Here is a 15,905-nt window from a genome sequence, read left to right as displayed (position 1 = left end):
TGTTTTATTTCATTAATGCTCTTTAAAATGGGAGAAAATGTAAATAAGTCAAACTAAATATCTGACAATCATATCAACATAAATATTAGCAATTTAATTCAATACAAACAGTTACGAATTTTATCAATCCTTTTATAATGGCTACAAAAAAACTGAAGATTCACCCACAAGGCCCTTTTCTATCACCGCTGGTTGCCGGCATGATGCGCCTTCACGACTGGAACCTCTCACTCCCTGATCGAATAGATTTCGTAGAATTTTGCATTGAACAGGGTATTACAAGTTTTGATCATGCGGATATTTATGGAGGTTATCAAAATGAGGCGATCTTTGGTGAAATCATCAAAGAGAGGCCTGACCTGAGAGAAAATATTGAGCTGATTTCAAAATGCGGAATCTGTCTGACTACCGAAAACAGGCCTGAGAATAGAATCAAACACTACAACACCACGGCTGAGTACATCCGGCAATCCGTTGATAACTCTCTCCGGAATTTAAACACAGAGTACGTAGACCTTCTGCTCATCCACCGCCCCGATCCGCTAATGAATTACTCAGAGGTCGCAGAATGTTTGATGTCATTGCAAGAAAGCGGAAAGGTAAACTATGTAGGAGTCTCCAATTTCACGCCTTCTCAGTTTGACCTGCTGCAAAGTAAGTTAGATATTCCGCTGGTGACCAATCAGGTTGAATACTCGCTCATGCACATAAATCCAATTTATGATGGAACCTTTAACCAGGCGCAGAAAATGGAGTATAAGCCAATGATCTGGTCACCTTTAGCCGGTGGCAGGATTTTTCACGAGGATTCAGAAATAGCGGGACGCATACGGCACTCCTTGCACCAATTATCCGAAAAATATGATGCCTCGCCTGATCAAATCGCTCTTTCCTGGATTCTAAGAAATCCTGCAAATCCAATTCCGATTTTAGGAACCGGTAACAGAGAGCGTATAGTCTCAGCAGTAACTTCAATGAAGCTGCAACTTGAACGGCAGGATTGGTTTGAACTGCTCAGAGCCGTGCGGGGACACGATGTGGCTTAATCAAGATTTGCAATAACTTTGGTTGATGTTTGTTTTCAAACACCTTTTTTCATTAGATTCAATGGATTGTTGATTGGACATAATCAAAATCATCTACTTTTAAATAATTTATCGGGTCTTAAAAATTTCCCGCTGAAACCTCATTCTATATGGATTTATTTGACAAGCTAGAAACCCGACCCGGCCCACTTGGCGAGTTCACTACAAACGGCTACGGCTACTACACATTTCCGAAACTGGAAGGTCCCATCGGACCTGAGATGAAGTTTAATGGAAAGGATGTTGTGGTGTGGAGCGTAAATGATTATCTCAGCGTCGGGAATCATCCTCACATCAGGGAAACAGATAAAAAAGCTGCCGAAAAGTATGGGCTTAGTGCGCCAATGGGTGCCCGCCTGATGACCGGTAACTCCGACGAACACGAAGCGCTCGAACGTGAGCTTGCAGATTTTATCCACAAACCCAAGGCGCTTCTTCTTAATTACGGCTATCAGGGGATCATGAGCGTAATTCATGCTCTGGTAGACAGAAACGATTTCCTCATTTATGATGAGTTGAGCCACGCCTGCATTGTAGACGGCAAACAGCTGGCGATGTCCGAGAAATCCGTGTTTAAACACAATGACATGGAGAGCCTGGAGAAACAGCTAAAACGGGCTTCCAAAAAAATGAAACCCAATTCCTCAATTCTTGTTGTAACCGAAGGCGTTTTCGGGATGACGGGTGATCTTGGAAAGCTCAAAGAGATTATCGCACTAAAAGAGAAATATCCTTTCAGACTTTTGGTTGATGATGCGCACGGATTTGGCACACTGGGCCATGACGGTTCCGGTGCCGGTACACAGCTTGGCTGCCACGAGGGAATTGATATCTATTTTGGCACATTCGCGAAAGCTGTAGCACTGATTGGCGCTTTTGTCGCTGCTGAACCGAGAGTTATCGAGTTTCTTAAAGCAAATACAAGGAGTCAGATTTTTGCAAAATCTCTGCCGATGCCCATTGTTGTATCAGCCAGGGAGCGAATCAAATTGATTCGGGAAAATCCCCAATGGAGAGAGCAGCTTTGGGAAAACACCAGAAAGCTTCGCTCGGGTTTAGTTGATCTCGGATATAATGTACTGCCTTCAGAAAGTCCTGTTACTCCCGTTCTAACTGAGGGAAGCACGGATTTGGCACAGACGATAATGCGCGAGATGCGTGAAGAGCACGGTGTATTTGTAAGCGGTGTTGCTTATCCTGTGGTACCTAAAGGAGTAGTGCTTCTGCGCTTAATCCCTATGGCAGGTCATACCGATGAACACATTGAAAAAACATTAAAGGCTTTTGAAGCGATCAAGCCTCTCGTGTTCAAAGAAGCCGGCGAAGCTGTAACGGCGGATTAAACCGGCTTTCAACTCAAAATTCAGGCGCATTTGATATTTCAATCAATGCGCCTTTTTTAATTTGTAAAATTATTTTACCGGCAAAGATGTACGAGAATCCGGCCTTCCAATATCCTTCTATTTTTCTATTTTAGCTCACGAACAAAAAAACTTAATACTTTCCGCATGCGACTGATCAGCTACCTTTTTGCCTCACTTATTCTTTTTAGCATTCAGGCTCCGCACATTTTGGCTCAGGATGTGCCTGAAAACCTAACACTGAAAGAGATTTTTCACGAACCGGTCATTCCGGGAATTCGCCCCTCTTTGAGATCCTTTAATGCTACTCAGGACTCCCTCTATTTTTCATGGAACGACTCCTCCTATTACGATACCGGACTCTATAAAATGGCAATCACCGGAAGTGAACCTGAGGCGGTAGAAGATACACCGGCAAGATTCACCCCATCCCCTAACGGCCGGCTAAAAGCGTACACAAAAGATGGGAATATTTATCTGTCCAACATAGACGGGAGTAATGAACGCCGAATTGTAGCGAGCAAGGAACGGGACATCAGCCCGGTTTGGGCGCCCAACAGCCGCAAACTGGCTTTTGTGCAAGACGGTGATGTGTGGGTTACCGATATCATCAGGCCTGATCTGATTCAGGTAACCGACCGTCCGTCTGATGCCCCCGGTATTGCGATTCAGGATTGGTCTGGAAGTGATCGGCTTCTGCTTCGTCAAACCGATTATTCCGATGCCCGAACCATTTACTTTCCGGAATATGTGGATGAGTTTGTAACTCCGGGCGCTTCCACAAGAGGTATTCCATCCGTAGCATTCTACACTGCTGATTTATCCACAATGGAAATTGACACCCTCTCATCCGGTGTTCAACGCAGCAGCCTCGTCGGAAGCCGTTCTGGAAATTTCTCCGTTAAAGATTCCAGTGATGCCGCACTGAAAGAACGTAAAGTGATTGTTTACGATCACAGGAATAACACTAAATCGGTCATTTTTGAAGAAGAGACAGACGGATGGCTGAGCGGTACTTCGGTCTCATTTGCACCGCGTACAGACAGACTCATGATTCGTTCTGAAAAGTCCGGGTGGAATCATATCTATATCGCCAACCTTTACACCGGCCGGGTTGAGCAGCTTACCGAAGGTGATTATGAAATCACTTGGGCCAGCTGGCTGGATGATCAAACCATCATCTACGCCAATAATGAAGCCGACTACGGTGAACGACATATTTTTATCCATGATCTGAGTAACAACTCTATTCAGCAATTGACGAGTGAGGAAGCATATCGCTACCAGTTCAGGCTTTCCGAGGATAAAACAAAGCTTGTTTATGCAAAAACGTATTTCAACGAACCTTACGATCTCTACATGATCGACCTCGAAAATCCCGGAGAAGAGATTCAGCTCACAAACTCTGTTCCCGAATCCTTTTACGACTATAACTGGCAGAAAGAGGAGTATGTAAGATTTACCGGTCGGGACGGGGAAACCGGACTCTCCATGTCTGTTCTCTATCCAAAGAACTTTGATACTAACCGACAGTATCCGGTTGTGGTTTTTGCTCACGGTGCGGGATCGCTTCAGAACGTTTACAAGGGCTGGTCGAACAACTATTGGCGCGAATATATGTTTCATCAATATCTGCTTAATCAAGGTTATGTTGTTGTTGAAGTTGATTTTCGTCACAGCACCGGGTATGGGCGTAAATTCCGCGAAGACGTAACCAACTGGATGGGTAAGTATGAAGTAGAGGATATTGTAGACGGACTCGACTGGGTTCAGGAGAAAACCGGCGGTGCTCTCGACTTAAATAATGTTGGGATTTATGGCGGGAGTTACGGCGGATTCATGGCGCTTTATGCTGTTTCGGATGCGCCGGATCGATTCCATGCAGCCGCTGCCCTTCGTAAGGTTTCAAACTGGAGAAATTATTACTATGCCAATCCATGGTACACCCTGCCCCGTTTAGGTGATCCGGAGCAAGTCCCTGAACACTACGACCGCAGTTCTCCCCTGACCTATGCCTCCGAACTGGAACGGCCCGTTATTTTACTGCACGGTTTGATTGATGATAATGTTGGTGCACAGGATGCTTTTCAATATGCCGATGCACTCATTCAAAGCGGCAATACCAATTTTGAGATGATGATCTATCCATCCGAGCGACATGGATTCACAAGTCCTGACTCCTGGTATGACGAGTATCTCCGGATCTATGAATTCTTTGAAAAACATTTGAAATAAGGTTATCGGAATACACTCGTGGTACGACTCCAAGGCGTGCTACGAGTAGTTTTTGAATACACTCGTGGCACGCTTTCAAGTCGTGCTATGAGTGATCTATTCAATAAACAATTCGTTGTTTTTTTAAGTGGCATCAGTTAACGATTGGTTATTTAAGTAACACTTGGCTTCAAGAACTCCCGAGGAGTTTACTGCTTATAGCATTCCAAGGATTTTATAACATCAAAGCTCCTTTAGATGCTTCCTAAAACATGACCAAGTCCCTGAAAGCACGAACAGATCGCTCCGATGGAGCGGGATATCATTGGGTTTTCGTTAACTATACACAGAGTATTCCTACGGAATAGTGAAATCCAGATCCATTTCATCCTTGGGATAATTTCGGACTTGTGTTTTAAACCACTCGTGGCACGACTCCAAGGCGTGCCACGAATATTCTAAATCTTTATTCATTTAGTTCAGTAATTTTTGAACTAATTAAACTTCTCTGTAACTTTTTACTATGGAAAACGAAAAACTGATGTATATCGAAGAGTGCGGATTGCTATTTGACAAGCTTGGCCTTACACGGATGGCCGGCCGCGCATTCGGTTACCTGGTGGTTTGTGATGAAGATCATGTCTCATTCGACCAGATCAGAGAAGCCCTGAAAGCGAGTAAGGGTAGTATTAGCGGAACCATGAAACAACTGGTTCAGACAGGAATGGCGGAAGCGGTAAGTTTGCCGGGCGACCGGAAAACCTATTACAGAATCAGCCGGGTAAAAATCGGAGATATGATTCGTAAGCGGATCGGGCAGTTTATTGAATTGGCCGATGCTCTTGAGAAAGGAAATGATCTGAAAGAGCAAGACGATGATACTTCCGATTGGCTGAAAGAGGCCTCCACATTTCATTACTGGATTGGTGATCAGCTTGATGGGATCATCAAACAGTGGGAAAACGAAAAGCAGCAAATTATCCATCAATATCATGAAAAAAGAGAAAAGCAACACAACTAGATCTCCTAAGGAGAATCAATCCCTGTTCAAACAGATCGACCTGAAAATTGAAGTTTGGGTACAGCACCTGGTTGAACAAATTGAATACGTAAAAACGCACTGATTTTTCTTAAAAGACGATCAGAGAGGAATTCATGAATATTATAAAAAAAGCGCTTCCAATTATTTTACTGCTTCTTTTAGCCGCATCGAGTGCCAGCGGGCAGTCAGCTGAAGAGATCATTCAGCGAATGGAAGATGTGATGCGGGGAGAGTCGAGCTATGCAGAAATGACCATGACCATTGACCGTCCGCGATACACCCGCGAAATCAGTATGAAAGCTTGGGCTCTTGGGGAAGATTACTCCTTAATCCTGATTACCTCACCTGCCCGGGATGAGGGAACAACTTACCTAAAAAGACAAAATGAGATCTGGAACTATGTACCCAATATCGACCGCACGATAAAAATGCCTCCATCTATGATGTCTCAGTCTTGGATGGGATCTGATTTCACCAATGATGATCTGGTACGTGAAAGTTCTACGCTTGAGGATTATGATCACTCCATTCTGCGGGAAGAGACTCTGGATGACAGGGAAACGTGGGTTTTGGAACTAATTCCCAAACCCGACGCCGCCATTGTGTGGGGCAAAGTTCTCATTTGGGTTGATAAAGAGCACTACATTTTATTGAAAGAGGAGAACTATGACCAGCGCGGACAGGTCGAAAACACAATCCATTTTTCAGAAATCACCCAGATTGGAAACAGGGTTTTTCCAACTAAAATGCTACTGCAACCGGCCGACAACCCGGATCAAAAAACCATTATGGAGTATCAAAAGCTGGAGTTCGATATCGATATTGACAAGTCGTTCTTTACCCAGCAAAATATGAGGAGAGTCAGATAACAGTATGTCAGTGCCAACAGTTTCAGTGCGTCATATATGATATGATATTGAAATTCGGATCACCCTTCGAAGAGCTGAGCCGAGACTGAATCATCTTTTCTAGTTTTACTTAGAATCACTATAGAGGATTGTAACCAGTTCAAATCTGCGTCTTCAATAACATACTTAAGGAATATTGCCTGATGCTATGAATCCTGTATCCTTCAAAAGCGATAGCCAGTATTTTGTTTCTAAACACTCTTTGTATGATATGAATAACTTAGAAGAGAAATCAGCTTTTGATATTGCGCCATTAGCCTCGGCAACATTTGCACCAATACTGGTACCACTACGCAGTAATTGTTTTGACAAAATGAATTCCCGTTTTTCATTACTAAGATATTGATATGATTTAACAACTCATGAATAGCGAAGAGCAGTATGAATTTGGATAAATAGAGACAAATAGTTCATCGAACAGCTTGATTTTACTGAATTTATAGATTTACTTATATGAACCAAAAACCGATTAACCCTTACAGTTTTATATCAGTGATCAGTGTTAAGTGTATGTTAAAAATGCTTTAATTAAGTTTCTAACCCACTGAAAAACTGTACCCCTGTTGTCACTGTAAACTGAATCCTAAAACCATGTACCTAAAACTGGCGTGGCGGAATTTATGGAGGAACAAGCGGCGGACGCTGATTACCGTCAGTTCGATTATGTTTGCCGTGGTTGCTGCGCTATTCATGGAATCGCTGGGACAGGGAACCCGCCAGCAGCTTTTGGACAACATGACCGGTTTCCAAACCGGATATATCCAGATTCAGGATTACCGGTATAGAGATGAACCCTCACCCGATAACGCTTTTCTCTATGATGAGGATCTGAAGCAGAAAATTCTCTCATCACATGAAGATATAAACTACCTGATCCCCCGGGTTGAAACCTTTATGCTTGCAGCCGGTGAGGAGATCACACGCGGGGCCATGGTGATGGGAATCGACATCGAAAAAGAGGATCGGTTCAACCAGTTGCGGGAGCGTTTGACTGAAGGAGAGTTCACCGGCTCAGGTCAACAAAAAGCCGTTTTGGGAGAGGGGTTAGCCGGACGATTGAACCTGGCTGTTGGGGATACACTTGTCCTTTTGGGACAGGGACGATTTGGAATGACGGCATCGGGACTGTTTGAGATCAGCGGTCTGATCGAGTACCCGATCCGGGAAATGGACAATCAGATTGTCTACCTCCCACTCGAAGATATGCAGTGGATGATTTCTGCAGAAGAGCTGATTACAAACCTTGTAGTTGTTCCGGAGCAGACTGATCAAGTCAGTCAGATTGCGTCGTCAATTTCTCAAACCGTATCAGAAAATGAACTGCGTGTGCTTACGTGGCAGGAGATGATGCCCGAACTGATTGAAGCGATTGAATTTGATGAGCTCTCCGGCCGGATCATGCTCTGGATTCTGTATGTGGTAATTGGATTTGGAATCTTTGGGACAATTCTCACAATGACTCTTGAGCGAAGGCGAGAGTTCGGCATTCTCCTGTCAGTCGGTATGTATCGACGAAAACTGGCATTTGTCGTTTTCATTGAAACGTTTTTTATCAGCATTCTGGGAGTCCTCTCCGGTTTTGCCCTGGGTTCACTTGTGATATTTTACTTTTACATCAACCCGATACAGTTTACCGGAGATATGGCAGAGTTGATGAACGATTTCGGTTTTGAAGCAACCATGGTGGTCTCATTTTCACCTGAAATATACCTTTTACAGGGAGCCGCAATCTTCATCATCACCACGTTTATCTGCCTCTACCCCACATTAAAAATAGCCCGTATGAACGTACTCGAATCAAAAAATTAAATACCCAACACTAAGAATATGAAAATGCTCCTTTCCATAGCATGGCGTAACGTCTGGAGGCATCCCGGACGAAGCGGGGTTTTGATCGCATCCATTGTAGCCGGGATGTGGGCGGGAATTATGGTTTCATCATGGGCGAATGGGCTGATCGATCAAAGGGTGAATAACGTGATCAATGAAGATCTGACGCATGCCCAAATTCATCATCCGGAGTTTTTGACTGAACGGGAACCGGGAATGTATATCGAACCACATGATGAAATCATCACATTTTTGGAATCCGATGCCAGGGTTCAGTCCTACAGCTCCCGCACGCTATTGGATGGAATGATTCAATCGGCCGCCACAACTTCCGGCGTACGCATCATTGGCGTTGACAAAGAGCAAGAGAGGGAAACCACCACGTTTCATCAAAACTTAACAGAGGGTGAATATCTGAGCAGTGATTCTCGCAATCCTGTATTTATCGGAGAAAAATTGATCAACAAGCTGAATGTGGAAATCGGTGACCGGATTGTACTCACCTTTCAAAATATCGAGAACGAAATCACATCGGGAGCCTTTACTGTAAGCGGTGTTTTCAGAACCGGGCAAAATCTTTATGATGAACAGACGGTATATGTAAACCGCGAGGATCTGACTGATTTAATTGCCAATCGACCTCTGTATCATGAAATTGCAATTATGCTACACGATCGTAATCAGGTAGAACAGCTCGTATCAGACATCAACCGGCAATTCAGTTCCATTACAGCTGAAACCTGGATTGAACTCTCCCCTGAAATGCGATATATGACACAAGCCAGCGGAAGCTACATGTTTTATATTATGATTGTGATACTGTTTGCTCTCGCTTTTGGGATTTTGAACACCATGACCATGGCCATATTTGAACGGATGCGCGAACTGGGCATGCTGATGGCCATCGGGATGAATAAATTGAGAGTTTTTACGATGATTATGCTCGAGTCGGTAATGCTAACCCTTACCGGAGCGGCAGTCGGGATATTTGTTGGATATCTGACCGTAAACTATTTCAACAAAAACGGGCTGGATTTAACGGCTATCGGCGGAGATTCTTTCGAGATTTGGGGATACGGAGCAGTGGTCTATCCCTATGTTAATCCGGAAGAGTATTTGTATGTCATGATTTTGGTCATTGCAACGGCACTGCTCGCGGCTGTATATCCCGCTCTGAAAGCACTCAAACTGGTTCCCGGTGAAGTTGTAAGAGAATAACTAAAACAGTGTACAGTATTCAGTGGCAACAGTTTGTGAGGAATGTTTTAATAATATTATAAGATCATCAAACTTTGTGTCCTGAAAGTCCCCTCCTTCCTAAGGAGGGGATTTAGGGGAGGTTTAAACAATAACTGAATTTAATTTTCTTTACTTACTGAGCTAAACAAGGATTTTCAACCACCCCTTGCCCCTCCTTGCAAAGGAGGGGAAACTCATATATCAATCATTTTCATCGAGTTCAGATTAATAAATTATTGAAATTATAAAACTGAAAACCATGCCAATTATTACAACACATAATCTCTCCAAAGTCTATAATCCGGATACCGTGCCGGTGCATGCCTTAAGGGATGTAAACCTGGAATTTGAGGAAGGAGAGTTTACAACCGTACGCGGACCGTCCGGGTCGGGGAAAACCACGCTGCTCAACATGATTGGCGGACTCGATAATCCATCGGAAGGCCATGTTGAAATTGGTGACATTCGAATTACCGGTATGAAAGAGAGCAAGCTGATTGAGTTTCGGCTCAACAACATCGGATTCGTTTTTCAGGCCTACAATCTTATCCCGGTTTTCACCGCCTATGAAAATGTAACCTTCATCATGCTTCTTCAGAAACGAAGCAAAAAGGAGATGAAAGAGCGGGCACATGAACTGCTGTCAGCCATGGGATTGAAAAACAAAGTTGATTCCCGGCCGAAAGAGCTTTCAGGCGGTGAGCAGCAGAGGGTGGCAGTTGCCCGGGCACTGGCATCCCGTCCAAAATTTATCCTGGCTGATGAACCGACTGCAAACCTGGATACCGACTCCGCGATGAACTTGTTGGACATGATGGAGAAGATGAACAGGGAAGAGAATGTTACATTTATCTTCTCCACTCACGATCAACGCGTGATAGACCGCGCCAGAAGAGTTATTACCATGGTGGATGGTGCAATACACAAAGATGAGAAGAAAGTCTCCCCTTGAGGGGAGTACCGCCTTCAGGCGGGGAGGGGTGTTAACTGAGCGTTGTTTTAATTCCTGATTTTGTGGTATTCAAACAAAGTTAATGGCTGTTGAATAAAAACTAGATAATATAAATGCATCACAACACCCCTCCCATGCTCACGCATGGACTCCCCTCAAGGGGAGAATTCATAGAACGTCACTAAATTTTCAAGAATGAAACTCCTGATTCTCATATCAGCACTAATCTTCTACACTACAACTGCCACCGCTCAGTTCAGTTCTGATGATGTTGATATTTCGGGATATCTTCAGGCCATGCCGGTCTGGATCCATGCGGATCTTCCGCCCCCGTTTGAGAAAGATTCATTTTGGGAGTACCGACTACAAAACCGCCTAAACCTGCAGTGGTATGTATCGTCTGATCTTACGTTTAACTGGGAAATGCGAACACGGCTTTTTGCCGGGGATCTTGTAGAGGATATTCCATTTTATGCAGATGCGATTGATCAGGACAACGGCTATATCAACCTCTCCTGGCTCGTTGCTGATCAAGACAAATGGCTGCTGCACTACATCCCGGACCGTCTCAACATGGACTGGTACAGCGGGAACTGGCGAGTGACAGCCGGCCGACAAAGAGTAAACTGGGGAATCAACACCATCAGCAATCCAAACGACTTGTTCAACCTCTACTCCTTCTACGATTTTGACTATCCTGAAAGACCCGGATCCGATGCTATCCGGATTCAGTACTTTTTAGATTGGGCTTCGCGGATTGAGCTGGCTTACCGTCCTGCGAGAGAGGTGAAAAATTCGGTAGCCGCCATGCTTTACGGATTCAATACCGGCGGTTACGATATTCAATTTATTACCGGCTATTATCAGCACCGATGGGCTGCAGGTGGCGGTTGGGCCGGAAGTATCAACCAAACCGGATTCAAAGGGGAAGCGATGTTTTTTGTAAACCTTGATGAAAATCCCGGTCAAGAACCCACCAACCTGATAGCCGCTGTTTCTGCAGACCACATGTTTGACAACAGTCTCTTCCTGATTGTTGAAGCTCTCTACAATAAGAATGGCGGACGAGATGATTTTCTTCTTTTGGGTGAACCGCTTACTGCAGACAATCCATCGTTTTCACGATTTCAACTTTCCACAATCGCATCCTATCCTTTCTCTCCAATTCTGAACGGTTCACTATCTGCCATTCTCTACCCCGATGAAGAGGCCCTGTTCATCTCCCCCTCCATAACCTGGTCACTTTTCCAGGATGTTGATGTCAACCTCCTCACTCAGATCTTTGTAGGAAGCGACGAATCTGCCTTTTCAAATGCTGGGAATGTGATAGCCGGTTCACTCAAGTGGAATTTTTGACAGCAGAGCTGTCTTGATGCCGTCGGGTAGCGGAGCTACCGACGAGGAGTCACTTACTCGTTCACAGCTCTGCCTCAATATCCTCGTCCACAGCTCCGCTGTGAGACGCTCCACCGGCAGCTCAGCTGCCACTTAAAAAGCCATACCCAACGAATTCATTATGTAAGGAAATCCAATTTCCCGGTTCATATCTATACACCATCAATAATTCAGAACTTTCAAACCATGTCAAGATCAAGGTACCGAGTTTATGATTCAGACTATCCCTACTTCATCACGAGCAGTATAGTGGAAGGATACCCTGTTTTTTCAAACCCACTGGCGGCACAAGTTATCCTGGATGCTCTCGAATTCATTCAAAACAAGAGAAGTACAATTGTTTACGCCTATGTGATTATGGAGAATCATATTCATATGGTTATTCAGGATGATAAACTTCCACAACAAATACAGGCATTTAAATCATGGACAGCAAGAGCCATCATCGATCTATTTTCTGATAATGGCCACTACCTCCAGTTACATAAGCTTAAAAAAGCCAAAAACCCTTCTCATGTTGATTCAGTACACCAGCTATGGCAGGAAGGGTTTTACCCAAAGCAGATTTTTGATGACAAGATGATGATTCAAAAAATTGAATACATTCATAACAATCCCGTTAAACGCGGATTTGTTGATCAACCGGAAGAGTGGAGGTATTCATCTGCAAGAAATTACCTGGGGATGGAGTCTTTGGTGCCTGTAACGCTGTTTGAACTTTGACAGCAGAGCTGTCTCGGGTGTCGTCGGGGAGCGGAGCTCCCGACGAGGATTCATCGCTCGCCCACAGCTCCATCCCTACCCTCGTACACAGCTTCGCCTAAACATTCTCGTCCACAGCTCCGCTGTGAGACGACTCCCCCAGCAGCTCCGCTGCCAAAAACCAAATTCCATTTTGTCTGCAAATTAAATACTTTCAAATCAAATTTTTCTAAAAACGACGAATCCAATACTTTCTCATTTTGGATACATATTTTATGAAGGGTTTTTATTCTGTTCTTATTCTCTACTTTGTAGGTGCAGGTAAGTTATAGATGGAGTAAAACGGGTAAAATATCCATAGGATTACCCGGAAATAACTGAAACGATAACGCAACAGCAGATGTAATTTAATTTTATGTTAGAAGATTTGGATTTAAGCATGGAGAATATGGCAGCTTCAGGATCTATATATGGATTACTCATAAGTACTGCCATCCTTATTTTTTCAGTACTTATTTTTCATTTTTTGGTGACCCGCTATATCCGGAAAAGAGTCCGTGCAAATGAACTTCGGCGAAAATGGCTGATTCAGACCCGTAACAGTTTTATCCTGATTCTGCTTTTAGGCCTTGTTCTGATATGGGGATCAGAACTTCGTACACTTGCACTCTCAATGGTGGCCCTTGCTGTAGCGCTGGTAGTTGCAACCAAGGAACTCATCCTTTGTGTCTCCGGATCAATTCTAAAAACCATTTCCGGTTCGTTTGATCTGGGAGATCGGATTCAAATCAAAGATTTCCGGGGCGATGTGATTGATCAAAACCTACTTGCAACTACTTTACTGGAGGTTGGGCCCGGCAAAATCACCCACCAGCGAACAGGTCGATTATCTGTTATTCCTAATTCGTTGTTTGTCTCTGAACCGGTCATCAATGAGAGCTATACTTCCGATTATATCATCCATGTCTTTACAGTACCTTTTAAACGGGAAGATGACTGGCAAACTGCCCAGAAAATGTTTTTAAAATCTGCAAACAAACATTGCAAGCCTTATCTCGAAGATGTCCGAGATCATATGAACAAGTTAAGTAAAACGAAGGGATTGGATGTTCCCACCGTAGATCCACGGGTTACTGTTCAGGTTCCTACATCAGGTGAAGTTCATTTAATTATTAGAATGCCAACAAAATCCAAGCAGCAAGGCTACGTTGAGCAATCCATTTTGTCGGAGGTATTTAGTACCCATGACTTTTCGGCGAAGAAAGCGGATGTGGTAGACAAAAAATCCAAAAGTGAAGAATCATAGATTGCACGGAGGAGTGGCGATTTTCAACTGCAAAAATTTACCTGGGGATGGAGTCTATATTTAAATTTAATACTGGTTACGCTGTTTGAGTATTGACAGCAGAGCTGTCTTGGTGTCGTCGGGCAGCGGAGCTACCGACGAGGAGTCATCCCTCGTTCACAGCTCCATTCCTACCCACGTCCACAGCTCCGCCTCAACATCCTCGTCCACAGCTCCGCTGTGAGACGACCACCCCGGCAGCTCCGCTGCCACATCTCTCTAATGAGAACAACTGCCAAAAAAGGTATTCACACATATATTCCGTATATTGCTCATTCACATTTTTAAGCCCGGCTTTTAATTTGAAAGCGGGCTTTTTTCATTTTATACCCTATATGACATTTAATTCACTGAATCTAACGGATCCAATCCTCAGATCCCTAAAAGAAGAAGGATACACTAAACCAACCCCTATTCAATCTCAAGCTATCCCGGTTGCACTAAAAGGAACAGATCTTTTAGCATGCGCACAGACGGGTACCGGTAAAACAGCCGCCTTTGCGGTTCCAATTCTGGAGATCCTGAGCAAAAACAAGAGCAGAGATCGTAACAGAAAAATCAGGAGCCTGATTGTTACGCCAACACGCGAACTCGCGATCCAGATTGATGAAAGTTTTCAAAACTATGGCCGGTATACCGGCCTGACCACCGCGGTCATCTTTGGCGGCGTAAATCAAAAGAGCCAGGTAAAACAACTGAAACAGGGCGTTGATATCTTAACCGCAACACCCGGCCGACTGCTCGATCTGATGAACCAGGGATTTATCTCACTGTCAGATATTGAAATTTTTGTACTGGACGAGGCCGACCGCATGCTCGACATGGGATTCATTAACGACATCAAAAAAATGCTGGCTGTGCTTCCCAAAAAACGACAGAACCTGTTCTTTTCGGCAACCATGCCGCATGAGATCGTAAAACTGTCGAACTCCATTCTTCACAATCCGACGAAAATTGAAGTCACTCCTGAGTCTCCCACCGTGGATGCCATTCAGCAGGGACTCTATTTCGTAGATAAAGGCAACAAAAAGGATCTGCTGATTGACGTTTTGCAGGATGATGAGATCAAATCGGCCCTTGTGTTTACACGGACAAAGCATGGTGCCAATAAAGTTGTGAAGCTGCTGAACGGACAAAACATTCAGGCTGAAGCAATTCATGGCAACAAGTCACAATCTGCCCGGCAAAAGGCCCTTGGAAATTTCAAGGATCAGCGGACCCGGGTGCTGGTAGCTACCGACATTGCCGCCCGAGGAATTGACGTGGATGAACTGCATTATGTGATCAACTATGAGATCCCAAACATTCCGGAAACATACGTTCACCGTATTGGTCGAACCGGACGCGCCGGATCAGACGGAACTGCACTCTCCTTTTGTGATGCCGTGGAGAAAGAGTATCTGCGAGACATCGAAAAGCTGATTGGCAAGAAGATTCCCGTCATAGACGAGCATGAGTTTCCACTTCAGGATCACAACCCTGCCCAACCGGCAAAACAGCAGCAACGCCAGTCACAGAAAAATCGTGGAAATGGGCGTCGGAAAAATGGTGCTAAGTCAAAAGGCAGCAACAGCAGAAAAAGAGTCAGGCGTCAGCGGTAAGATCTGAGTTTGACTTTTGATGTGACTATCAAAAAGCTTTGCAAAAGGAATTCATAGAGGCATATTGTGTGCTTTGTGAGTTCCTTTTTTTATTTAATATCTGTAGCCTATTATTTCATTCACGTTAAAGCTCTCTTGCAATACGTGTAGTCCAATTTCTGGCTTGATCTATAAGTTCTGAATCTGCATCTGTTTTATTCAGTCTATCAAGAAGTGTATCAGCAGAGACCA

Annotated in this window: 12 protein-coding genes and 1 pseudogene; 12 read left to right on the top strand and 1 reads right to left on the bottom strand. The window is 44.2% G+C overall.

From position 1 onward, the window contains the following. Window positions 1-137: 137 nt before the first annotated feature. The 5 genes from U5K35_RS16895 to U5K35_RS16875 all read left to right on the top strand — a co-directional run bounded on the left by U5K35_RS16895 (window position 138) and on the right by U5K35_RS16875 (window position 6,571). Window positions 138-1,046 carry an aldo/keto reductase gene (locus U5K35_RS16895; RefSeq protein WP_322572694.1) on the top strand — a complete coding sequence of 303 codons (909 nt, stop codon included), beginning with the start codon at window positions 138-140 and terminating at the stop codon, window positions 1,044-1,046. A 149-nt stretch (window positions 1,047-1,195) separates the two neighbouring features. After that, a complete protein-coding gene (locus tag U5K35_RS16890) occupies window positions 1,196-2,428 on the top strand; it encodes a pyridoxal phosphate-dependent aminotransferase family protein (protein WP_322572693.1) in 1,233 nt (410 codons plus the stop codon). 165 nt (window positions 2,429-2,593) lie between these two features. Further along, entirely contained in the window at window positions 2,594-4,681 is a 2,088-nt protein-coding gene (locus tag U5K35_RS16885; protein ID WP_322572692.1) for a S9 family peptidase, read from the top strand. Window positions 4,682-5,183: 502 nt separating this feature from the next. Further along, a complete protein-coding gene (locus U5K35_RS16880) occupies window positions 5,184-5,681 on the top strand; it encodes a hypothetical protein (protein ID WP_322572691.1) in 498 nt (165 codons plus the stop codon). A gap of 134 nt (window positions 5,682-5,815) precedes the next feature. Continuing rightward, entirely contained in the window at window positions 5,816-6,571 is a 756-nt protein-coding gene (locus U5K35_RS16875) for an outer membrane lipoprotein-sorting protein (RefSeq protein ID WP_322572690.1), read from the top strand. 186 nt (window positions 6,572-6,757) lie between these two features. On the opposite strand, the pseudogene U5K35_RS16870 reads toward U5K35_RS16875, so the two are convergent. Further along, a pseudogene (locus U5K35_RS16870) lies at window positions 6,758-6,970 on the bottom strand (four helix bundle protein); the annotation flags it as partial. Between the two features lie 231 nt (window positions 6,971-7,201). On the opposite strand from U5K35_RS16870, the gene U5K35_RS16865 reads away from it, so the two are divergent. The 7 genes from U5K35_RS16865 to U5K35_RS16835 all read left to right on the top strand — a co-directional run bounded on the left by U5K35_RS16865 (window position 7,202) and on the right by U5K35_RS16835 (window position 15,674). Further along, window positions 7,202-8,419 carry an ABC transporter permease gene (locus tag U5K35_RS16865; RefSeq protein WP_322572689.1) on the top strand — a complete coding sequence of 406 codons (1,218 nt, stop codon included), beginning with the start codon at window positions 7,202-7,204 and terminating at the stop codon, window positions 8,417-8,419. A gap of 18 nt (window positions 8,420-8,437) precedes the next feature. Further along, window positions 8,438-9,658 carry an ABC transporter permease gene (locus tag U5K35_RS16860; RefSeq protein ID WP_322572688.1) on the top strand — a complete coding sequence of 407 codons (1,221 nt, stop codon included), beginning with the start codon at window positions 8,438-8,440 and terminating at the stop codon, window positions 9,656-9,658. A 280-nt stretch (window positions 9,659-9,938) separates the two neighbouring features. Further along, window positions 9,939-10,631 carry an ABC transporter ATP-binding protein gene (locus U5K35_RS16855; protein WP_322572687.1) on the top strand — a complete coding sequence of 231 codons (693 nt, stop codon included), beginning with the start codon at window positions 9,939-9,941 and terminating at the stop codon, window positions 10,629-10,631. A gap of 195 nt (window positions 10,632-10,826) precedes the next feature. Beyond that, complete coding sequence (locus U5K35_RS16850) at window positions 10,827-11,987, top strand: hypothetical protein (protein WP_322572686.1); 1,161 nt, start codon at window positions 10,827-10,829, stop codon at window positions 11,985-11,987. Window positions 11,988-12,212: 225 nt separating this feature from the next. Beyond that, window positions 12,213-12,749: an REP-associated tyrosine transposase gene (locus U5K35_RS16845; protein ID WP_322572685.1), complete on the top strand. Its 537-nt coding sequence runs from the start codon at window positions 12,213-12,215 to the stop codon at window positions 12,747-12,749. Window positions 12,750-13,143: 394 nt separating this feature from the next. Beyond that, window positions 13,144-14,034 carry a mechanosensitive ion channel domain-containing protein gene (locus U5K35_RS16840; RefSeq protein WP_322572684.1) on the top strand — a complete coding sequence of 297 codons (891 nt, stop codon included), beginning with the start codon at window positions 13,144-13,146 and terminating at the stop codon, window positions 14,032-14,034. Between the two features lie 374 nt (window positions 14,035-14,408). Next, entirely contained in the window at window positions 14,409-15,674 is a 1,266-nt protein-coding gene (locus tag U5K35_RS16835) for a DEAD/DEAH box helicase (protein WP_322572683.1), read from the top strand. The last annotated feature ends 231 nt before the right edge of the window (window positions 15,675-15,905 follow it).

The organism is Rhodohalobacter sp. (assembly GCF_034521535.1).
GTDB lineage: Bacteria > Bacteroidota > Rhodothermia > Balneolales > Balneolaceae > Rhodohalobacter.
Note: the sequence above shows the minus strand (reverse complement) of the source record. Positions and strands in the feature narration are given on the sequence as shown.

Bases quoted from the DNA above. Each gene is read 5' to 3' on its own strand.
- U5K35_RS16895 (WP_322572694.1), top strand. From the start codon at position 138: ATGGCTACAAAAAAACTGAAGATTCACCCACAAGGCCCTTTTCTATCA.
- U5K35_RS16890 (WP_322572693.1), top strand. From the start codon at position 1,196: ATGGATTTATTTGACAAGCTAGAAACCCGACCCGGCCCACTTGGCGAG.
- U5K35_RS16885 (WP_322572692.1), top strand. From the start codon at position 2,594: ATGCGACTGATCAGCTACCTTTTTGCCTCACTTATTCTTTTTAGCATT.
- U5K35_RS16880 (WP_322572691.1), top strand. From the start codon at position 5,184: ATGGAAAACGAAAAACTGATGTATATCGAAGAGTGCGGATTGCTATTT.
- U5K35_RS16875 (WP_322572690.1), top strand. From the start codon at position 5,816: ATGAATATTATAAAAAAAGCGCTTCCAATTATTTTACTGCTTCTTTTA.
- U5K35_RS16865 (WP_322572689.1), top strand. From the start codon at position 7,202: ATGTACCTAAAACTGGCGTGGCGGAATTTATGGAGGAACAAGCGGCGG.
- U5K35_RS16860 (WP_322572688.1), top strand. From the start codon at position 8,438: ATGAAAATGCTCCTTTCCATAGCATGGCGTAACGTCTGGAGGCATCCC.
- U5K35_RS16855 (WP_322572687.1), top strand. From the start codon at position 9,939: ATGCCAATTATTACAACACATAATCTCTCCAAAGTCTATAATCCGGAT.
- U5K35_RS16850 (WP_322572686.1), top strand. From the start codon at position 10,827: ATGAAACTCCTGATTCTCATATCAGCACTAATCTTCTACACTACAACT.
- U5K35_RS16845 (WP_322572685.1), top strand. From the start codon at position 12,213: ATGTCAAGATCAAGGTACCGAGTTTATGATTCAGACTATCCCTACTTC.
- U5K35_RS16840 (WP_322572684.1), top strand. From the start codon at position 13,144: ATGTTAGAAGATTTGGATTTAAGCATGGAGAATATGGCAGCTTCAGGA.
- U5K35_RS16835 (WP_322572683.1), top strand. From the start codon at position 14,409: ATGACATTTAATTCACTGAATCTAACGGATCCAATCCTCAGATCCCTA.